At 70.6% G+C, this 19815-nt stretch carries 15 protein-coding genes, 1 tRNA gene and 1 pseudogene; 7 read left to right on the top strand and 10 right to left on the bottom strand.

From position 1 onward, the window contains the following. Positions 1 to 2: 2 nt before the first annotated feature. Both LWF15_RS16090 and LWF15_RS37585 read right to left on the bottom strand, forming a co-directional pair. A complete protein-coding gene (locus tag LWF15_RS16090) occupies positions 3 to 1568 on the bottom strand; it encodes an LCP family protein (RefSeq protein WP_232811628.1) in 1566 nt (521 codons plus the stop codon). A 212-nt stretch (positions 1569 to 1780) separates the two neighbouring features. After that, positions 1781 to 3850: an LCP family glycopolymer transferase gene (locus tag LWF15_RS37585; RefSeq protein WP_232811629.1), complete on the bottom strand. Its 2070-nt coding sequence runs from the start codon at positions 3848 to 3850 to the stop codon at positions 1781 to 1783. 376 nt (positions 3851 to 4226) lie between these two features. Between LWF15_RS37585 and LWF15_RS16100 the strand changes: the two genes are divergently transcribed. Together LWF15_RS16100 and LWF15_RS16105 are read left to right on the top strand one after the other, a co-directional pair. Continuing rightward, positions 4227 to 4317, top strand: a tRNA-Ser gene (locus LWF15_RS16100). A 438-nt stretch (positions 4318 to 4755) separates the two neighbouring features. Further along, positions 4756 to 5625: a hypothetical protein gene (locus LWF15_RS16105; protein ID WP_232811630.1), complete on the top strand. Its 870-nt coding sequence runs from the start codon at positions 4756 to 4758 to the stop codon at positions 5623 to 5625. A 37-nt stretch (positions 5626 to 5662) separates the two neighbouring features. On the opposite strand, the gene LWF15_RS16110 is transcribed toward LWF15_RS16105, so the two are convergent. From LWF15_RS16110 to LWF15_RS16130, 5 genes are all read right to left on the bottom strand, one after another. Continuing rightward, a complete protein-coding gene (locus LWF15_RS16110; RefSeq protein WP_232811631.1) occupies positions 5663 to 7468 on the bottom strand; it encodes a phosphoenolpyruvate carboxykinase (GTP) in 1806 nt (601 codons plus the stop codon). Between the two features lie 353 nt (positions 7469 to 7821). Further along, on the bottom strand, positions 7822 to 9111 hold the full coding sequence (locus LWF15_RS16115) for an ABC transporter permease (protein ID WP_232811632.1): 1290 nt from the start codon (positions 9109 to 9111) through the stop codon (positions 7822 to 7824). After that, the gene (locus tag LWF15_RS16120) at positions 9108 to 9992 is read right to left on the bottom strand and encodes an ABC transporter ATP-binding protein (protein ID WP_232811633.1); all 885 of its coding nucleotides are present in this window, start codon (positions 9990 to 9992) and stop codon (positions 9108 to 9110) included. The genes LWF15_RS16115 and LWF15_RS16120 overlap by 4 nt, the downstream gene beginning before the upstream one ends. A gap of 162 nt (positions 9993 to 10154) precedes the next feature. Continuing rightward, positions 10155 to 10856 carry a response regulator gene (locus tag LWF15_RS16125; RefSeq protein ID WP_232811634.1) on the bottom strand — a complete coding sequence of 234 codons (702 nt, stop codon included), beginning with the start codon at positions 10854 to 10856 and terminating at the stop codon, positions 10155 to 10157. Beyond that, positions 10853 to 12220: a sensor histidine kinase gene (locus tag LWF15_RS16130; RefSeq protein ID WP_232811635.1), complete on the bottom strand. Its 1368-nt coding sequence runs from the start codon at positions 12218 to 12220 to the stop codon at positions 10853 to 10855. Before LWF15_RS16130 ends, LWF15_RS16125 begins: the two co-directional genes overlap by 4 nt. Before the next feature lie 37 nt (positions 12221 to 12257). Between LWF15_RS16130 and LWF15_RS16135 the strand changes: the two genes are divergently transcribed. Further along, on the top strand, positions 12258 to 13040 hold the full coding sequence (locus LWF15_RS16135; RefSeq protein ID WP_232811636.1) for an IclR family transcriptional regulator domain-containing protein: 783 nt from the start codon (positions 12258 to 12260) through the stop codon (positions 13038 to 13040). Here LWF15_RS16135 and LWF15_RS16140 read toward each other — a convergent pair. After that, on the bottom strand, positions 13006 to 14217 hold the full coding sequence (locus LWF15_RS16140; RefSeq protein ID WP_232811637.1) for a hypothetical protein: 1212 nt from the start codon (positions 14215 to 14217) through the stop codon (positions 13006 to 13008). The two genes, LWF15_RS16135 and LWF15_RS16140, sit on opposite strands and share 35 nt — an antisense overlap. Before the next feature lie 137 nt (positions 14218 to 14354). On the opposite strand from LWF15_RS16140, the gene LWF15_RS16145 reads away from it, so the two are divergent. The 3 genes from LWF15_RS16145 to LWF15_RS16155 are packed head-to-tail and all read left to right on the top strand — an operon-like array spanning position 14355 to position 16827. After that, the gene (locus LWF15_RS16145) at positions 14355 to 15530 is read left to right on the top strand and encodes a thiolase family protein (RefSeq protein ID WP_232811638.1); all 1176 of its coding nucleotides are present in this window, start codon (positions 14355 to 14357) and stop codon (positions 15528 to 15530) included. Continuing rightward, on the top strand, positions 15527 to 16186 hold the full coding sequence (locus LWF15_RS16150) for a 3-oxoacid CoA-transferase subunit A (RefSeq protein WP_232811639.1): 660 nt from the start codon (positions 15527 to 15529) through the stop codon (positions 16184 to 16186). The genes LWF15_RS16145 and LWF15_RS16150 overlap by 4 nt, the downstream gene beginning before the upstream one ends. Continuing rightward, complete coding sequence (locus LWF15_RS16155; RefSeq protein WP_232811640.1) at positions 16186 to 16827, top strand: 3-oxoacid CoA-transferase subunit B; 642 nt, start codon at positions 16186 to 16188, stop codon at positions 16825 to 16827. Before LWF15_RS16150 ends, LWF15_RS16155 begins: the two co-directional genes overlap by 1 nt. On the opposite strand, the gene LWF15_RS16160 is transcribed toward LWF15_RS16155, so the two are convergent. Both LWF15_RS16160 and LWF15_RS38170 read right to left on the bottom strand, forming a co-directional pair. After that, the gene (locus tag LWF15_RS16160) at positions 16824 to 17780 is read right to left on the bottom strand and encodes a DUF2510 domain-containing protein (RefSeq protein WP_232811641.1); all 957 of its coding nucleotides are present in this window, start codon (positions 17778 to 17780) and stop codon (positions 16824 to 16826) included. The two genes, LWF15_RS16155 and LWF15_RS16160, sit on opposite strands and share 4 nt — an antisense overlap. Positions 17781 to 17917: 137 nt before the next feature. Beyond that, positions 17918 to 18813 (bottom strand): annotated as a pseudogene (locus LWF15_RS38170) (LysR family transcriptional regulator). Positions 18814 to 18896: 83 nt separating this feature from the next. Between LWF15_RS38170 and LWF15_RS16175 the strand changes: the two are divergent. Beyond that, a partial coding sequence (locus LWF15_RS16175; RefSeq protein ID WP_232811644.1) for an EamA family transporter occupies positions 18897 to 19815 on the top strand: 919 nt, incomplete at its 3' end.

The raw sequence follows: 19815 nt of genomic DNA on the forward strand, positions 1-19815 counted from the left end.
GCTCAGCAGACCGCGTCCACGTCCTGAGCCCGGTTCGGGTTGGCCGCCTTCGGCTGCCCCGAGGGGTTCCTCGGCCGGGACGGCCCGGGTGACGCGCTCGGAGTGGGCTCCTGCGGGGCCCGCTCCGAGCTCGCGATCGCCCGCTTCACCAGCTTGTGCACCTTGTCGAAGTCCGGGGCGGTCACGTCGACCACGGCCTTGGTGAACGGCAGGCTGGTCACCTTCGCGCCCTGGACGCGCCGGCTCAGCTCGACCCAGGCGTCCAGGTCGCGACGCGGGATGCCGGTGGTGATGTTCCGCTTGGCCGCCCGGGCCAGCCGGGGGAACTGCAGGGCCACGGTCACCGGGTCGACCTGGTCGACGAAGGCGGCGATCACGCACCGCTGCCGCTGCATCCGGCTGTAGTCGTCGCTGGCCCAGCGCGAGCGGGCGAACCAGAGGGCGTGGTAGCCGTCCAGGTGCTGGTTCTCGCCGATCTCGATCCAGCCGCCGGTGGCCTTGTGGTAGATCGGCGACTCGGGATTGCCGTCGCCCCCGATCGGCAGCCGCTCCCGCACGTTCACCTCGAGCCCGCCGATCGCGTTGACGAACTCGGCGAAGCCCTTCAGGTTGAGCATCGCGTAGGTGTCGATCTTCAGGCCGGTCACGCCCTCGATCGCGTCCTGGGTGGCCGCGAGCCCCGGATTGCGGAACCGGTCGTAGCCCGAGCCCGCACCCTCGGCCCAGGTCCAGACCGCGTTCAGCATGCACGGGTCGCCGTAGCAGTTGAACCCGTCCGGCCAGGCGCTGTTGCCCGGGGTGCCGAACGGGAAGGGGGCGTTCTTCAGGTTGCGGGGCAGGCTGAACAGCACGGTGTTGCCCGACCGGGTGTCGATGCTGGCCACGATCATCGTGTCCGGGCGCACCCCGATCCGGGAGTCACCGGCGTCCGAGCCGAGCAGCAGCACGTTGATCCGCGGGGTACCGGCCCAGGGGTCGGCCTCGGTGGTCTCGGTCAGCGCCGTGCTGGTCTCGGTGTCGACCGTCTGCCGGAACATCGTGTCCACCAGGTCGCGGCCGATCAGCGCGTAGCGGCCGGCCTCGTAGGCGGGCATCGCCACCGCGGTGACCAGGGCCACCACCACGAGCGAGGCGAACAGCCGCTGGCCGCCGCCCAGGCTGGCGTAACGGCGCAGCTGGACGTGGGTGAGCAGGATGGCCAGCACCCAGAGCGTCGCGATCACGGCGATCGACACGGTGGCCACGACCAGGCGCCCGGGTGCGATCACCAGGGTCTGGACGCGTTCCAGCGGGTCGTCGCCGAGCGCCAGCCAGCCCAGGGCCAGGCCGCCGGCCGCGGTCAGCCCGAGCAGGAAGCCGCCCGCCCGGCGCCGCCCGGCGGCCAGGAGCCCGCTGCCGGGCAGCAGCGAACCGAGGATCGTCCAGCTGATCACCCAGGCGAAGCCCTGGCCGTGCGCGGTGGCGTGGCTGCCGCGACGGCCGGTGGAGACGACCGGGGCGCCGGGTGCGTCCTCACGTGACCGCCCCGGGCGTCCGGGGGCGGGGTGGCGTTGACGGACGTCGGACATTCCACCCCACAAGGTCGCGTTCCCCGGAACCCGCCTAGAGGTGGCCCGGGCAGCCGCGGATCGCGCACTGAGCCGCGAGTATGCCTGCGCAGCAGCCCGTCTCGACGGCATTGGGCGCGGCAAAGACGGACAAGGCGGCTACTTGTGTGCGAGTGGGGGACACCAGAACGCCGGTCGGCCGATGTGGAGGTCGGCCGACCGGCGGAGGTGGATCAGCAGACGGCCGCGACGTCCTGTGCCTCGGTGGCGTCGCCGGTGGCCTTCGGCTTCTTCGGCTTCTTGGTGGTGGTCGTGCCCTCGGTGGCGCTCACGCTCGGGCTCGGGGTGGACGCCTGGGTGCTCTGGGCCTTCTTGGCGGCCTTCTCGGACTTGGCGATCGCCTTGTCGACCTGCTCGTGGATCAGGTCGTAGTCCGGGTTGGCCCGGTCCGGGATCACCTTGTCGGTGAACGCCAGGCTGGTCTGCTTGCCGCCCTGGACCCGGGTGGCCAGCTCGACCCACGCCTGCAGCTCGTCCTGCTTGATGCTGGTCGACATGTTGCTCTTCAGCGCCTTGGCGATCTTCGGGAAGTTCGTGGCCAGGGTGACCGGGTCGGCCTGCGAGGAGACCGCGGCGATCAGGCAGCGCTGACGTTCCATCCGGCTGTAGTCGGAGGTGCTCCAGCGCGACCGGGCGAACCAGAGGGCGTGGTAGCCGTCCATGTCCTGGTTCGTGCCCGGCTCGATGTATCCCTTGGTCTTCTCCGGGTTGGTCGAACTGCCGCCGATCGGCAGACGCTCGTAGACGTCGAGCTCCACCCCACCGATGGCGTCGATGAACTCCTCGAAGCCCTTGAGGTTGAGCATCGCGTAGGAGTCGATCTCCAGGCCGAGCACGCCGGTGATCGCGTCCTCGGTGGCCTTCAGACCGGGGTTCTTGAACTTGGCGTAGCCGGAGTTCGGGGTGTCTTCCGCCCAGCGCCAGATGCCGTTGATCATGCACTGGTTGGCCTCGCACCAGTAACCGTCCGGCCAGTACTTGTCGCCGGGGCTGCCCTCCTTGAAGGGCACCCGCTCCAGGTTGCGGGGCAGGCTGAACAGCACGGTGTTGCCGCTCGAGGGCTGGATGCTGGCCAGGATCATCGTGTCCGGGCGGATACCGGTACGGGTCTCGCCGGCGTCGGAGCCGATCAGCAGCACGTTGACCCGCTTCGTGTCGGCCCACGGGTCGGCCGCCTCGGTGTTCGGCTTCTGGTCGTCCGAGTCCTCGTCACCGTCGCCGCCGAAGACGGTGTTGACCAGGTCGCGCTGTACCAGGGCGTAGTTGCCGACGGTGTAGGTGGGCACGCCCACGCCGACCACCAGGGCGGCGACGACCACCCAGCTGAACGCCTTCTGGGCGCCGTCGAGGGTGGCGTAGCGGCGCAGCTGGCTGTTGGTGAGCAGGACGACCAGGGCCCACAGCACGCCGATCACCACGGCCGCGATGGCCAGCATGAGCAGCTTCTGCGGCTCGAGGGCCACGGACAGGCCGCGCTGCAGGATGTTGCCGGTCAGGGCCCAGACCGCGAAGCCGGCGAACGACACCGCGATTACCCCGAGGACGGCGGCGCCGAGCCGGCGCCAGCCGGCTGCGATCAGGCCGAGGCCGGGCACCAGGGCGCCGATGATGGTCCAGGCCACGACCCAGGAGAAACCCTGGCCGTAGGTGGTGGCGTGGCTGCCGCGGCGGTCGCTCTCGTCGCCCGGCGGGGGCGCGGCCAGACGGCTCTTCGGCTCCCGGGCCTGGGCGTGGCCACCGGGCTCGCGGTCGTCGGCGGCGCGAGGCCGCTCAGGCGCCGCTGCGGCGCTACGGGCGCCCGGCCGGGGGTCGTAGCCGCCGTTGCTGCTGCGGTCGCTGGGGCGGGGGTCGTAGCCGCCGTTGCTGCTACGGCTGCTGGGCCGGGGGTCGTAGCCGCCGTTGCTGCTACGGCTGCTGGGCCGGGGGTCGTAACCACCGCTGCGGTCGCTCGGCCGCGGGTCGTAACCACCGTTGCCACTGCGGTTACCGGGCCTCGGGTCGTAACCGCCGTTGCTGCTGCGGTTACCGGGCCGGGGGTCGTAACCGCCGTTGTCGCCGCCGGAACGACCGGAGCGGCTCTCGGCGTACTCGTCGCGCTCGTCATAACGCCCGCCGCGATCGGAGCCGCGGCCCCGATCGGCATAGCGGTCACCCGCCGCGGAGCCCTGACCGGACGACTGCTCGCCGTAGTGCTCGGCGTCGGCTCGTCGTGGGCGCCGCGAGAAGGGCTCGACCTGCGTCACCCACGCCTCCTGCCGTGTGAAGTGGTGCCTGCTGAATGAGCTACCGGTAGTAGATGCACCACTGGTTCCAACCCTCTGCCTCGCTGCAGACGGCAGAATCGTTACCGCATCCGGGTCGTGCCGTGAGTCACATGGGCAAATCGTTACTCACGTGACATGGGCCGATTCGCACCGTATGCAAGTGATATGCGCGGATCCGCCCTCGGCGCTAACAATAAAGCTCTTGGCTGTGTTGGCTACCCACACGCCAGGATCTTGACCCCTTCGGAACGCTTCGACTGCCCGGGGGAACGCTGTGAATCCGGACGGACACGACGCGCCGGAGCATCTGCTTTGCCGCGGACCGGGCTCGACCGGTAGCCTTGCCGCATCACGGGGAGGCGTCGCCTAGTCCGGTCTATGGCGCCCGCCTGCTAAGCGGGTTTGGGGGTTATTCCCCATCGCGAGTTCAAATCTCGCCGCCTCCGCGGTCCGAAAGGGCCCTGCGGTCAGCCACACGGCTGGCCACAGGGCCCTTTCTGGTTTTGCGTGGCGGCCCGGACGCGCTGGGTGATGCACTCGTTCGGCGCAGCGTTTGCAGCCGGGATGCGCGCTTCGCCGGGGTCGTGGTCGGATGGGTCGACTGCCCGCATGTCACAAGCGACCCACAGCCCCCGGAGGTGCTCCTCGTGCGTCCCGCTCGCCCCCTGCAGAACCGGAAACTGCTGATGGGGGTGGGAGCGGCGGCTCTGGTCCCGCTCGTGCTGGCGGGCTGTCAGTCGGATTCGGCCCAGACGGCCCAGACGGCTCAAACGGCTGAGACCGCCGGGCCGCCGGCGGCGAGCCCGGCCCCCTCCGACCCGGACTCGACCCCGGCGTCACCGGGCCCGACCGCATCGACGAGTCCGTCGTCCTCAAGTTCGCCGGTGAGCCCGAGCGACACGAGCACTGCCCCGGGCACGACGACCGCCACCGCTACCCCTTCGGGCAGTCCCGGCGTTCAGGAACTGCCCCGTGGCGGCACCGCACTGTTCCCGCGCTACCGGCTCGTCGGCTACTCGGGCGGGGCGGCCGAGGCTTTCGGTCGGCTCGGCATCGGCAGTCTCCAGAAACGCACCGAAGAGATCGAGAAGCTGGGCACGAAGTACGACGGGGACGGCCGGGAGCCGCTGCCGGTGCTCGAGCTGATCGCCACCGTCGTGCAGGCCTCTCCGGGCAAGGACGGTCTGCACCGCAGCCGCACCAGCGACGCCGAGATCGAGCGCTACCTGAAGGTGGCCCGGGCCAACAAGGCGTTGCTGCTGCTGAACATCCAGCCCGGCCGGGCCGACTTCCTCACCGAGGTCAAGGCGATGAGCCGCTGGCTGGCCGAGCCCGACGTGGGCGTGGCGCTCGACCCGGAGTGGGCGGTCGGCGCGAAGGAGCGGCCCGGGCGGGTGTACGGGCGCACCAGCGCGGCCGAGCTGAACGAGGTCTCGCTGTGGCTGTCGGAGTTCGTGGCCGAGAAGCAGCTGCCGCAGAAGCCCTTCGTGGTGCACCAGCTGGCCTCACGGATCATCAGTGACGTGCCCGGTCTGCGGGCCCGCCGCAACCTGGGCTTCGTGATCAGCGTGGACGGCATCGGCTCGCGCGAGGCCAAGGAGGAGACCTGGCGCAAGCTGGTCAAGCCGCTGCCCGAGGGCATCCACACCGGCTTCAAGCTGTTCTTCGAGGAGGACCGCGAGCACGGCCGGCTGATGACGCCCGCGCAGGTGCTCAAGCTCAAGCCGCGCCCGGAGTACGTGCTGTACGAGTGAGGGCCCGGCCCACGCCGTCGGTGAGCCGGGCGCCGCGTCAGCTGCCCAACCGGGCCTTCAGAGCGTCCAGCTCGGTCAGCAGGGTCACCGGGGTCTTCTCGCCGATCTTGTCGAACCACTCCTGGATCAGCGGGATCTCGGCCTTCCACTCCTGCGCGTCCACGTGCAGCGCCTGGGCCAGCTGCTCCTCGGACACGGCCAGGCCGTCGAGGTCGAGCGAGCCGGGCGCGGGCACGTGCCCGATCGGCGTCTCGACCGCGGCCGCCGCACCCTCCAGCCGGTCGACCACCCACTTCAGCACCCGGCTGTTCTCGCCGAAACCGGGCCAGAGGAAGCCGCCGTCGGCGTCGCGCCGGAACCAGTTGACGTAGAAGATCTTCGGCAGCTTGTCGGCGTCGGCGCCCTTGCCCACGTCGAGCCAGTGCTGGAAGTAGTCACCGGCGTGGTAACCGATGAACGGCAGCATGGCCATCGGGTCGCGGCGCACCACCCCGACCGCACCGGTCGCCGCCGCGGTGGTCTCCGAGCTCAGGGTGGCGCCCATGAACGTGCCGTGGTTCCAGTCCCGGGCCTGGGTGACCAGCGGGATCGTGGTCTTGCGGCGCCCGCCGAACAGGATCGCCGAGATCGGCACCCCGGCCGGGTCGTCGTACTCCGGGGCCAGGATCGGGCAGTTACGGATCGGCGTGCAGAACCGCGAGTTGGGGTGCGAAGAAGGGTTTTCCGAGTCCGGCGTCCAGTCGTTGCCGTGCCAGTCGGTGAGGTGCGCCGGGGGCTGCGGCGTCATCCCCTCCCACCACACGTCGCCGTCGTCGGTCAGCGCCACGTTGGTGAACACCGAACCGCCCACCTCGATCGCCCGCATGGCGTTGGGGTTGGTGTCCCAGCCGGTGCCGGGAGCCACCCCGAACAGGCCGTTCTCGGGGTTGGTGGCGTACAGCCGGCCGTCCCGGCCGAACCGCATCCAGGCGATGTCGTCGCCCAGCGTCTCCACCTTCCAGCCCGGGATCGTCGGCTCCAGCATGGCCAGGTTGGTCTTGCCGCAGGCGCTGGGGAAGGCGGCCGCGATGTACTTCACCGTGCCGGTGGGTGAGGTCAGCTTCAGGATCAGCATGTGCTCGGCCAGCCAGCCCTCGTCGCGGGCCATCACCGAGGCGATCCGCAGCGAGTAGCACTTCTTGCCCAGCAGCGCGTTGCCGCCGTAACCCGAGCCGTACGACTGGATCTCGCGGCTCTCCGGGAACTGCACGATGTACTTGGTGTCGTTGCAGGGCCAGGCCACGTCCTGCTGGCCGGGCTCGAGCGGAGCGCCGATCGAATGCATGGCCGGTACGTACTCGGCGCTGTCACCCATCGCCGCGAGCACCCGGGTGCCGGTCTTGGCCATCACGTTCATCGAGACCACCACGTAGGGCGAGTCGGTGATCTCGACCCCGAACATCGGCTTCTCCGCGTCCAGATGGCCCATCACGAACGGGATCACGTACATCGTGCGGCCTTTCATGCAGCCGCGGTACAGATCCCGCATGATCGAGCGCATCTCGGCCGGGTCCATCCAGTTGTTCGTCGGGCCGCAGTCGGCCTCGTCGAGCGAGCAGATGAACGTGCGGTCCTCGACCCGGGCCACGTCGGTCGGGTCGGACGCGCACCAGTAGGAGTTCGGCTTCTTGTCCAGCTTCACGAAAGTGCCTGCGGCGACCAGCTCGTCGATCAGGGCCTGGTGCTGCTCGGCCGAGCCGTCGATCCAGACCACCCGGTCGGGGGTGGTCAGCTCGGCCGCCTGCGAGACCCAGTCCAGCAGGTTCGCGTGCCGGGTGGGGGCGTCGTTCTCGATCGTGGTCACAGATGCTGCCCTTTCCTCGTGGATGGGGGGCCGGGTTGCACGGCTCTGCACTGCTGTTCCGGTCTCCGCCAGAATCCGGGCGCGACGAGATAGAGCGCCGTTCTGGTACTACGAACGGTGACGCCCGCGGCGGTCTCCTTCACGTTACCTGTCCGGACAGGTGTTGTGAACCTGTCCGGACATGCCAATCGGTGACCCTCTTCACACTCCTCTGACGTGCTCAGATCCCTTCGCAAGGTCTTTCCGGGGGCTTGCACGAACTTGCGGGCCTGGTGACGGACCCGGACAAGCAGAAGGGCCCGCCACCGACCGATGACACGGTCGGTGACGGGCCCCGGGGGCCGGCGGTGGACTCAGACGGACTGCTTCTCCCGCTTCCAGGCGGTCGCCAGCGAGGTCTTCGTGCTGGTCCGCAGCAGCGAACCCTCGTACAGCCGGGCGGCGAAGGCGATCAGCAGAAGGCCGGTGACCGCGATGATCCCCAGCGAGATCAGCGCCTCCCACCACGCCGCGTCGTCGATCAGCAGCCGGCGGGGCATGCTGAGCGGAGACGTGAACGGCACGTAGGAGAGAACTTTCAGGGCGGTGCCCGGGTCGGTGATGTACACGCCGGCCAGGAACGGGGCGATCAGCACGATCTGCAGCGGCATGGTGGTGGCCTGCAGGTCCTCCTGCCGGGCGGCCAGCGCGCCGGCCGCGGCCCAGACACAGCTGAGCATGATGAACCCGAGAGCGAAGAACAGCAGGAACCAGCCCCCGGAGTCGAGCAGCAGGGTGGTGGCCACGCTCTGCCCGGTGGCGCTGGCCGCGGCCAGGCCGATAGCCAGCAGCAGGGCCACCTGCCCCAGGGCCAGGGCGGCGTTGCCCAGCACCTTGCCGGCCAGCAGCACCCGCACCGGGGTGGCCGCCACCAGGATCTCGATCACCCGGCTCTGCTTCTCCTCCACCACGCTCTGCGAGATCGTGATCCCGAAGGTGAGGGCGGTGAAGTAGAACAGGAAGGCGAAGGCCAGGGCCAGCACCATGGCCACGCCCTCGTTCTCGGCGCCGCCCTCGAGCAGTCGCTCCGAAGGTGTGCCCACGTCCTGCAGCTCGGCGATCTGGTCCGGGGTCATCCCGCCCAGCTCCAGCATGCCCTGGGTCTGGTAGGTCTGGAAGGCGGCGGCCACCAAGCGGCTCAGGTCGCCCTCGATGTCGTTGTTGCCGACGATCTCGACCATGCCGTCGGACTTCTCGACCAGGGCCGCGTCGGCGTCGTCGGAGCGCACCAGGGCGATCGCGGCGTCGGCCGAGTCGGCCTCGACCAGCGTCACGTCGGCCGCGGGCACCCCGGTCCCGACGGACCGGGTGAGCAGCGGCACGTCCTGCTCGTCGGCCTCGTCGTCGGCCTTCTCGCGCTCCTCCTCCAGGCGGATCGCGGCCTCGCCACCGCTCTTGGCCACCTCGCCGACCTGGCTCGCCGTCTGCCCGGCAACGGCCAGCCGGTACTTCGGGTGGTCGTCGTCGTTCAGGAACAGCGCCGGCAGGATGATGCCCAGCGCCACCAGCACCAGCATCACCACGCTGGAGATGATGAAGCCGCGGTCGCGCAGTTTGGTGCTCATCTCCCGGGCGGCGATCACCCGGACCATCTCGAAGTTCACTTGGAGACCTCCCGGTAGATGTCGGCCAGGGCCGGGACGACCCGGCTGAACTCGTGCACCGGCCCACGCTGGACGGCGGCGGACAGAAGCATCTGGTCGTGCGTCACGTCAGGCAGTTCGACCAGGGCCCGGGGACCGTCCACGTCGAGGACGTCGATGCCGGGCACGTCGCGCAGCCAGCCCGCGTCCTCGCCCAGCACCAGCCGGAACCGCGCACCGGCCCGTTCCTGCCGCAGCGACTCCACCGTGCCCTGGGCCACCACGCCGCCCCCGGCGATGATCACCAGGTCGTCGCAGATCCGCTCGACCAGGTCGAGCTGGTGGCTGGAGAACAGCACCGGCACGCCCCCGGCCGCGCTGGTGCGCAGGATCGAGGTCATCGTGTCCACGGTGATCGGGTCCAGACCGCTGAACGGCTCGTCCAGCACCAGCAGGACCGGATCGTGCAGCAGCGCCGCGGCCACCTGCACCCGCTGCTGGTTACCCAGCGACAGCGACTCCAGCTTGTCCTTCATCCGCTCGCCGAGGCCCAGCTGCTCGAGCAGCCCGGTGGCCTTGCGGCGGGCCTCGGCAGCGCTCAGCCCGTGCAGCCGGCCCAGGAAGACCAGCTGGTCGACGGGGTTCATCTTGGGGTAGAGACCGCGCTCCTCGGGCATGTACCCGAACTGCTGGCGGGCCGGCCGGTCCAGGGCCTGCCCCTTCCAGCGCACGGTCCCGGCGTCCGGGGCGAGGATGCCCAGGACGATCCGCATGGTGGTGGTCTTACCGGCGCCGTTCGACCCGACGAAACCGGTGAGCCGGCCGGGCTCGACGCTGAACGAGATGCCGTCCAGTACCCGGCGACCGTCGAACGAACGACTGATGCCGTCCAGCTCAAGCATGATCCGCGCTCCTGATGGTGAGGATTTCTCCTGACCCTCAGAAAGCTATGCCTGCGAACGGGCACCGGTCGTCCGGCGCGCGACGGAACCACCGCATCCCCCTCGCGACGGACGTCGGTGCCCACCGGCGTCCTCAACCAGAAAAGAGCATCGAGGACGAGATCAGCCCGGCTTCTGCCCCGGAGTCACCACACCCGTCTCGTAGGCGAACACCACCGCCTGGATCCGGTCGCGCAGACCGAGCTTCTGCAGGATCCGCGAGACGTGCGTCTTGACCGTGGCCTCGCCGACGAACAGCTGCTGGGCCATCTCGGCGTTGCTCGAACCGGTGGCCAGCAGGCGCAGGATGTCCCACTCCCGCTCGGTGAGCTGGTCGAGCAGGTCGGGGCGCTGCACCACCCCGGAGCGCACGGCGAACCGGTCGAGCAGCCGCCGGGTCAGCTCGGGGGCGAGCATCGCGTCGCCCCGGGCGACGATCCGGATCGCCTGGATCAGCTCCTCCGGGCTGGCGTTCTTCAGCAGGAACCCGGCCGCGCCCGCCTGCAGCGCCTCGAACAGGTAGTCCTCCCGGTCGAAGGTGGTCAGGATGACCACCTTGGCCGTGGAGTCGCGGGTGATCTCGCGGGTCGCGGTCAGCCCGTCGGTGCCCGGCATCTGCACGTCCATCAGGATCACGTCCGGGGTGAACCGGGCCGCCCGGGCGATCGCCTCCGCCCCGTTCGAGGCCTCGGCCACCACCTCCAGACCCGGCTCGCTGGACAGGATCATCCGGAAACCGGCCCGCATCAGCTCCTGGTCGTCGGCCAGCAGCACCCGGATCGGGGGCTGTTCCTGGTCCTCTTCGTACTGCTCGGAGCCGCTCACCGGGGCACCGCCGTCCTCTCGTTCTCCGTGTTGCCCGTAACTGCCGCCCGCACCAGGGGAATCCGCGCCCTCACCCGGTAGCCGCCCTCGGGCCGGCGGCCGATCTCCAGGGTGCCGCCGTGCATCTCGACCCGTTCCCGCATCCCCACCTGGCCGAGCCCGGAACCCTTGCCTCCCAGAGGTGCCTGGCCGCGGCCGTTGTCCACCACCTCGACCTCGACCGCCTCGGCCAGATAGCGCAGACGACAGTCGATCCGGGACGCTCCTGCGTGCTTGAGCGCGTTGGTCACCGCTTCCTGGGCGATCCGGAACACCGAGACGCTCACCGCCGCGGTCAACGTCGCCGGAGTGCCGACGACCGTGAATTCGGTGGCCAGGCCCGGAGTTGCGGCATTGCGCAGGAGCTGTTCAAGGGCATCGACACCAGAGGACGGGGGACTCGCCGTGGTCTCGTCGCCGTCCTTTTGGTCGTCGGAGTCGCGCAGAACCACGAGCAGGCGACGCATCTCCTCCACCGCGGACCGGCCGGATTCCTCGATCACGCCCAGGGTTTGACGGGTCAGCTCGGGGTCGCGGTCGAGCACCCGGCGGGCGGCCCCGGCCTGTACCCCCATCAGGCTCACGTGATGGGCGACCACGTCGTGCAGTTCGCGGGCGATCCGGACGCGCTCGGCCAGCACTGCCCGCCGGGCGCTCTCGTCCCGCTCGCGCGCCAGCTCCAGCGTGCGGCGGCGCAACTGCTCCTCCTGTGCGGCCCGGTTCCAGGCGGCGTTGCCGAAGTACCAGGCCCCGGCGAAGAACAGGATGTTGATCAGGGTGGAGTAGATGACACTGGCCAGGTGGGCAGGGATCGGGCCCTCGTCGGGCTCGGCGTCCGGCCCGGTCTCGGCCCAGGCGGTGGCGCTGATCAGGTAGGCCAGCCAGCAGAACATGATCACCACGACGAGCAGCCGGACGATGTTCGCCACACGCCGGTCCTGGGTCCACGCGCCGGTCGTGTACAGGGCGCTGAACAGGGCGATCGAGCTCATCGTGCCCTCGATGACGGCGCGCGACTGCATCCCGATGAACATCGCCGAGACCACCAGGAGCACCGGCACGGGGTGGCGCCGGCGCACGCACAGGGGCAGGGCGACGGCCAGCGACCAGAGCACCGACTCCAGGATCGAGATCTGCAGCACGTCGTTGTCCCGGCCGACGAAGCTGCGGTACAGCAGGGTGCTGGTCAGGGTGCCGGCCGCCAGGAGCAGGCCGGTGACCACGTCCCAGCGCTGCTGCCGCGGGGTCGGGGTCGGCCGGGCGTAGTCGGGATCCTCGTCCGTTTCCCGGGCAAGCTGCGTGAACTGCTGGATCCCACCCTTCATACCGGCAGCGTACGACCTGGCCCTAGGGTGGGCGGTCATGAGCTCGGAGCCCGCGGCACGCGCCGAGAGCCTGCAGTCGCTCACCCGCGGGCTGGCGGTGATCCGGTGCTTCGACGCCGAGAACCCGGAGCTGAGCCTGTCCGACGTGGCCCGCCGTTCGGGCACGTCGCGGGCCACTGCCCGGCGCATCCTGCACACCCTGGAAGACCTGAAGTACGTGCGGCTGCGTGACGGCCGGTTCTCCCTGACGCCCCGGGTGCTCGAGCTGGGCGGTGCCTACCTGGCCTCGTCGCCGCTGCCCACCCTGGCCCGCCCGCACCTGGCCGACCTCACCGCGGCCACCGACGAGTCGAGTTCACTGTCCGAGCTGGACGGCGACGAGATCGTCTACGTGGCGCGGGTGGAGCGCCGCCGGATCATGACGGTGGCGATCGGTCTGGGGACGCGTTTCCCCGCCTACGCGACGTCGATGGGACGGGTGTTGCTGGCCGGGAAGCCGCCTGAGTGGGTGGAGGGCTACTTCTCGCGGGTCGAGTTGGTGGGGCTCACCGAGAACACGATTGTGGACGTAGAAGAGCTCCGGGCCGAGCTGGAGCAGATCCGCCTCCAGGGGTGGTGCCTGGTCGACGAAGAGCTCGAGCCCGGCCTGCGCTCGGTGGCGGCGCCGGTCCGGGACGCGGCCGGGCTGGTGGTCGCCGCGGTGAACGTGTCGACCACCACCCGGCACAGCGTGGCCCGGATCCGCGAGCAGCTGCTCGGGCCGCTCCTGGTCTGCGCCGCCGAGATCAGTACAGATCTGGCGTCACAGGGTGGTCGTTGAGCGTGAGCGAACCGGCCTCTCGTTCGGCCCGCACCCGGACGTCGTGGCGGATCTGCCGGTCGAGGGCCTCGAGCCGGGGCTGCTCCTCGGCGGTGGGCTCGTAGGGCGTGAGCTGCTCCGGCGGGAACAGCGCAGGACCCTGCCCAACCCGCACCACGGCCACGAAACCTGCCGTCATGAGGTGATCCACCCGTCCAAAATCTGTGGTTCCTGACTCGCTCGCCGGGGTACGCACGATCTGGCCCGGAAGCAGCGGACGGAGGTCGGCCACCTCGTCGCTGGTCAGGCCCTGCTGCTTGAGCTGCTCCTCGAGCACCCGGTCCTCGTCCGAACGCAGACGCCAGGCGGGCAGGGCCGTCTCCGGATCGCCGAACGCGTCCAGCAGCAGGGCGGTGGCGCGGGCGTGCACCTGGCCGGTGCCGCCGAACGTGCCGGTGTGCAGTTCCCCGCCGTCTACCTGCAGAGTCAGCCGGTGCTGGTCAGGCAGGTCGTCGCGGTACTCGCCCGCCCCCTGACCGGCCCACAGGTCGATGTCGACGATGCGCGGATCGCTCAGGTCGCCGCGAGGTACCAGGGTCGAGGCCAGGGCCTCGGCCTCCTCCTCCAGCCGGTACACCCGGATCCCGCTGGAACGCTGCCGCAGGCCGCGCCAGGTCTGCATGCGCAGCGCCCTCTTCTCGCTCTCGATCCAGTTCTGGACCTCGGGCGAGGGGTCGGGGACGTGGGTGAGCGAGTCGGGATGGTGCAGGCCCAGGCCGCTGTCCTGCTGGAAGACCATCACCTCGACGGCCGGCTCCCCGGTGTCGGTGCCGCTTTCCGTTCCGTTGGCCAGGAAGCCCTTGATCCAGCCGTGTCCGGCCGGGACCTGCACGACCGTGTCCTCGCGCATCCAGGTGGGCAGATGGGTCCGCGACGGGGCGGGCTGCGAGGGCTTGGCGGCGTCCAGGGCCCGCTCGTACCGCGTGCGGGTGTCGTACTCGAACTCCGGGCTGTCCGGAGTGGGGCGGGCGGCCAGGATCAGCGCCGCCTCGTGGGCCAGCAGCTGGGCGTAGTCGAACCGCAGGCCGCTGCTCAGCAGGGCGAACCGGTCGGTGAGGTAGGTGACGCCGGCGATCCGGGCGGTCAGCCGGTACCGGCCGTCCGGTTCCTCGATCAGGTCGATCTTCACATCGGTCACGTAGTAGCTCATCCGGGTCGATCGCGCGGGACGGGGGGCGCCCATGATGACCGACCCCTGGCTCGTCGGGAAGGCCCGGGTTACCCTGTTCTCAGAACGCACAAGCGTTCGCTCAGCGAACAGCCGGAGGTTCTCCGATGCCCGCCGCGTACGTCTACCGGGCCCTGCGCACGCCGTTCGGGCGCTTCAACGGCGCCCTGGCCGGCACCCGCCCCGACGATCTGGCCGCCCACGTGGTCCGGGAGCTGGTGGCCACCGCACCCGGTCTGGACCCGGCCCGGATCGACGAGATCGTGTTCGGCAACGCCAACGGTGCCGGGGAGGACAACCGCAACGTGGCGCGGATGGCCGGCCTGCTCGCCGGCCTGCCGGTCTCGGTGCCGGGCACCACGGTGAACCGGTTGTGCGGGTCCGGGCTCGACGCGGTGATGCAGGCCTCGCGGTCGGTCGAGACCGGCGACGCCGACCTGGTTCTCGCGGGTGGGGTGGAGTCGATGACCCGGGCGCCCTGGGTGATGATGAAGCCGGACCGGCCCTTTCCCGCAGGCGACGCCTCGCTGGTCTCCACCACGCTGGGCTGGCGGCTGGTGAACCGGAACATGCCGGCCGAGTGGACGGTCTCGCTCGGTGAGGCGAACGAGCAGCTGCAGGAACGGTTCTCGATCAGCCGTCCGGAGCAGGACGAGTTCGCCCTGCGCTCGCACCGGCTGGCCCAGCAGGCCTGGGACGAGGGCTTCTACGAGCAGTTGGTGACGCCGGTGGGCGAACTGTCCCGCGACGAGGGGGTACGGGCCTCGTCCACGATCGAGAAGCTGGCCTCGCTCAAGCCGGTCTTCCGGCCCGACGGCACGATCACCGCGGCCAACGCCTCACCGCTGAACGACGGCGCCTCGGCCGTGCTGGTCGGCTCCGGGGCGGCCGAGGATCTGCTCGGGCTGACGCCCCAGGCCCGGATCGCCGGGCGGGCGGCGCACGCGTGCGAGCCGCAGGCGTTCGGCTATGCGCCGGTGGCCGCCGCTGAAAAGGCGCTGAAAAAGGCCGGGATCGGCTGGGGTGATGTCGGTGCGGTCGAGCTGAACGAGGCGTTCGCCGTGCAGTCGCTGGCCTGCATCCGGGCCTGGGACGTGGATCCGGAGATCGTGAACGTGCGCGGCGGGGCGATCGCCATCGGTCATCCGCTGGGCGCGTCCGGCGGGCGGCTGGTGGGCACGCTGGCCGCGGTGATGGCCGAGCGCGGCGAGCGCTGGGGAGTTGCCGCCATCTGCATCGGGGTGGGCCAGGCCCTTGCCGTGGTTCTGGAGAACGCCCGATGACCGCCACCGAATACCCCGATGCCGATGCGGCCGTGGCCGGGATCTCCGACGGGGCAACCATTCTCGTCGGCGGATTCGGGTCGGCCGGGCAGCCGGTCGAGCTGATCGACGCGTTGCGCCGCAGCGGTCCGCGCGACCTCACCGTGGTCAGCAACAATGCCGGCAACGGCGACTACGGCCTGGCCGCGCTGCTGGCCGCCGGGCAGGTGCGCAAGATGGTCTGCTCGTTCCCCCGGCAGAGTGACTCGTACGTCTTCGACGAGCTCTACCGGGCCGGCAAGATCGAGCTCGAGGTGGTGCCGCAGGGCAACCTGGCCGAGCGGATGCGGGCGGCCGGGGCCGGGATCGGCGCGTTCTTCTGCCCCACCGGGGTGGGCACCGCGCTCACCGAGGGCAAGGAGCGGCGCACCATCGACGGCCGGGAGTACGTGCTGGAGTACCCGATCCGGGGCGATGTGGCGCTGATCAAGGCGCACCGGGCCGACCGGGCCGGGAATCTGGTCTACCGCAAGACCGCGCGCAACTTCGGCCCGGTGATGGCCACCGCCGCGACCACCACGGTGGTGCAGGTCGGCGAGATCGTCGAGGCCGGCCGGATCGACCCGGAGACCGTGGTCACGCCGGGCATCTTCGTCGACCGGATGGTGAGGATCTGATGAACACCGCCGAAGGCCCGCTGAGCAAGGCCGAACTGGCCGCCCTGGTCGCCCGGGACATCCCGGCCGGTGCCTACGTGAACCTGGGCATCGGGCAGCCCACGATGGTCGCCGACCACCTGGCCCCCGACAGCGGGGTGGTGCTGCACACCGAGAACGGCATGCTCGGGATGGGGCGGGCCGCGGTCGGTGACGAGGTCGACCCCGACCTGATCAACGCGGGCAAGGTCCCGGTCACCGAACCACCGGGCGCCGCCTACTTCCACCACGCCGACAGCTTCGCCATGATGCGCGGCGGTCACCTCGACGTGTGTGTGCTCGGTGCCTTCCAGGTGTCGGCCCGGGGCGACCTGGCCAACTGGCACACCGGCGAACCGGGGGCGATCCCGGCCGTCGGCGGTGCGATGGACCTGGCGATCGGCGCCAAGCAGGTGTTCGTGATGATGACCCTGTTCACCCGGGACGGGCAGCCCAAGATCGTCCCCGAGTGCACCTACCCGCTCACCGGCCTGGGCTGTGTCAGCCGGGTGTACACCGAGAGCGGGGTGTTCGACATCGAGCCGGGCGGGGTCCGGGTGCGCGAGACCTACGGCATCACGCCGGCCGAACTGCAGGCCCGCCTCGACGTCGAACTGCTCTAGGACCGCTGGTTCTCGGCCGAGGTCTGTTCCTCGGCCGGGGGCCGGTTCTCGACGCCGGGCGGGGCGGGTGGCAGGGCGTAGACGTGGTCGGTCCAGACCTCGCCGTCCCACCAGCGCAGCCGGCCGCTGAACTCGCCCTGCTCGCGGTACCAGCCGGGCTTGCCCGGCGGCTCGGGCTCGACGTCGTCGCGCAGCGCGATCCGGATCTCCCGGCGGGCCGGGCCGCGGGGGGCCGGCACCTCGGCCACCGGATCGCGAACGTTGTCCACGGCCTCGAGCTCGTCCAGCCCCTCGATGTCGCCCAGCTCGTCGAGGACCTGGAGCTCGCTGAGCCGGGGCAGTTTCGTGGTCGGGGCGTCGTCGGCGATCTCGAACAGCAGGGCTCCCGAACGTGGGTGCTCGAGATAGTGGATCAGCTCGCCGAGGACCCAGACCGCCGCCGGTTCCCCGGCCGCGCCCTCTTCCCGCTCCACCACCGCCTCGGCCACGATCTTGCTCCACGGGTAGTGCAGCAGCGCCACCTGCCCGAGCTTCTCCTTGGCCACCGAGGTGGGGTGCTGCCCGGCCACCGGCGGGATCTCGTTGCTGATCGTCAGCAGGGCGTCGATGCCCTGTTCGGTGGCCAGGTCGAGGTAGGCCTCCAGCCGGGCCCGGCGCAGCGGGCGAGGACCGGTGCTGACCTCGACCAGCGCCGTCCACTGCCGGCCGCCCTCGCGCACCCGGACCACCCCGTGCGGCAGGCACTGCGTGGGCCCGCTGGAGAACGGCACCTCGACAAAGGTCTCGATCACGCCTTCGGGCGCCCCGAGCGGCCCGGTCAGGGCCCGCCCGAAACGCGGATGTGCGCTCATGGTGGCCAGCAGCGCGGCGCTCGCCCGGCGCTCCTGCTCCACCTGCGAGGCGATACCCGTGGTCGGGATCAGCCTCGCCTGGTGCCACCCTTTGCTCTTCATTCCGGCCCCCTCCAAGAACGGATCAGGCTAGTGGCCGTCAACCGGTCAGTTGCGGCAGTCTGCCCGATCCGGCGGATACTGGCCAGGGCTGGTCACTTTGGCCACACCAGTAACAGAATCGGTGCCCACAAGCGTCCTCAATGAGTGGTTTGACCGGAAACGAGCAGGCTGAGAAGCAGCGCCAGGGGCGGCCATTCGGAACGGCCTGCGCGGGTCACCGCATAGGCCCGCAGGATCACCCCGGGGTCGCGCAGCGGCAGCAGCCGGACCCCGGCACGCACCGGATGGTCGACCGGGAGCAGTCCGATGCCCTGCCCGGCCAGCAGGAGTTCCTGCACCAGCCCGAGACTGTCCACCTGATGGCTGATCCTTGGCTCGAAACCGGCCATCGAGGCCAGGGTCCGCACCGCGTCCTCGTCGGCGGTGTTGCGCGAGTTCACGATCCACGGCTGGTCGGCCAGGGCCTTGAGGGTGGCCGGGGCACTCGTCCGGGCGGCGCCGGCGAGAGCCTCCGGGACGGCGACCGCCCAGGGTGTCGTCCACAAAGGAATCCACTGCGATGCCGGATCTTTCGGGCGGGGAGCCAGGTTGTAGTCGTAGACCAGGGCCAGGTCGATCTCGTCCGCGGTAACCATGCCCAGCGCCTCGAGCGGCTCGTACTCATGGATCAGCACCCGCACCGGGGGTGGTCCTGGCCGAGCTGCCGCACGATCGGCAGCAGGACCCGGCGGATCGCGCTGGCGAAACCGCCCACCCGCAGCGTGCCCGCGGGTTCCGCCGACGGGTCCAGATCGCCCTGGGCGGCCTCCACCGCGGCCAGGATCGTGACCGCGTGCTCGGCCAGGCGCCGACCGGCCGGAGTCAGCCGCACCCGCCGCCCGTCCGGCTCGACCAGGGCCGTGCCCACCTCCTTGGCCAGAACGGCGATCTGCTGGGAAACCGTGGACGTGGTGGTGCCCAGTTCGTCGGCCACCTCGCGCATCGAGCCGAGCCGGGAGAGCTCGAGCAGGAAAGCCAGGCGCCGGGTGTCCACTGCGCGATTGTCCATGAATCCTGAACGGTGTGTCCATGATTGGCACGTGGACGCGGACGATTCGTCTGAGGTGACATGCGGGTGTGACAACGTCCTCCTCCGCCCGTAGCGGTTCGCTCCTCGCCGTCGGTGCCATCCTCAGCGTCCAGCTCGGCCTCGCCGTCGCGGTGCCCCTGGTCGACGAGATCGGCCCGGTGGCCACCGCCTGGCTGCGCCTGGCCTGGGCGGGCCTGTTCTTCGCGATCCTGCTGCGGCCCCGCCGGGGTGAGGTGAGCCGGGCCGGTCTGGTCAGCGGCCTGCTGCTGGGCGCCGTGATGGCCGGCATGACCATGCTGTTCATGGCCTCTCTGGTCTACCTGCCCCTGGGCACCGCCAGCGCGCTGGAGTTCCTCGGTCCGCTGGGCGTGGCACTGTTCCGGGGCCGCGGCCGGGCCCGCCTGCTGGCCCTGCCCGCCCTGGCCGGGGTGCTCCTGCTCACCGAACCGTGGACCGGCGACGTGCACCCGGCCGGCATCGCCCTGGCCCTGGCCGCCGCCCTCTGCTGGGCGGCCTACATCCTGCTCACCCAGCGGATCGGCGACGAGGTCTCGGGCCTGCGCGGGCTGGGCATCTCGATGCCGGTGGCCGCCCTGGTCGGTACCGCGGTCGCGCTGCCCGGCCTGGCCGGCGGCGAGATCCGCCCCGGCCCCGACGTCGTGCTCTTCGGGCTGCTGCTGGCCGCGCTGGTGCCGGTGGTGCCGTTCACCCTGGAACTGCTCGCCCTGCGCCGCCTCACCGCTGCGGCCTTCGGCACGCTGATGAGCCTAGAGCCGGCCGTGGCCACGGTGATCGGTCTGGTGCTGCTGGGGCAGATGCCGGGAGCCGGGGCGGTCTTCGGGGTGGGGCTGGTGGTGCTGGCCGGGATCGGTGCCGAGCGCACCGGGGCTCGTTCTGAGGAGCCCTCGGCTGCTGAGTCTTTCGGGCGGCGTGAGGGTGATGCCGATGTCATCTCGTCCCTAGCTT

Source organism: Kineosporia rhizophila (genome assembly GCF_021277265.1).
Taxonomy (GTDB): Bacteria; Actinomycetota; Actinomycetes; order Actinomycetales; family Kineosporiaceae; genus Kineosporia; species Kineosporia rhizophila.

Excerpts from the sequence above, each read along its gene's own strand:
- LWF15_RS16090 (WP_232811628.1), bottom strand. The coding sequence starts at position 1,568 with ATGTCCGACGTCCGTCAACGCCACCCCGCCCCCGGACGCCCGGGGCGG.
- LWF15_RS16120 (WP_232811633.1), bottom strand. The coding sequence starts at position 9,992 with ATGCTTGAGCTGGACGGCATCAGTCGTTCGTTCGACGGTCGCCGGGTA.
- LWF15_RS16130 (WP_232811635.1), bottom strand. The coding sequence starts at position 12,220 with ATGAAGGGTGGGATCCAGCAGTTCACGCAGCTTGCCCGGGAAACGGAC.
- LWF15_RS16135 (WP_232811636.1), top strand. The coding sequence starts at position 12,258 with ATGAGCTCGGAGCCCGCGGCACGCGCCGAGAGCCTGCAGTCGCTCACC.
- LWF15_RS16145 (WP_232811638.1), top strand. The coding sequence starts at position 14,355 with ATGCCCGCCGCGTACGTCTACCGGGCCCTGCGCACGCCGTTCGGGCGC.
- LWF15_RS16150 (WP_232811639.1), top strand. The coding sequence starts at position 15,527 with ATGACCGCCACCGAATACCCCGATGCCGATGCGGCCGTGGCCGGGATC.
- LWF15_RS16155 (WP_232811640.1), top strand. The coding sequence starts at position 16,186 with ATGAACACCGCCGAAGGCCCGCTGAGCAAGGCCGAACTGGCCGCCCTG.
- LWF15_RS16160 (WP_232811641.1), bottom strand. The coding sequence starts at position 17,780 with ATGAAGAGCAAAGGGTGGCACCAGGCGAGGCTGATCCCGACCACGGGT.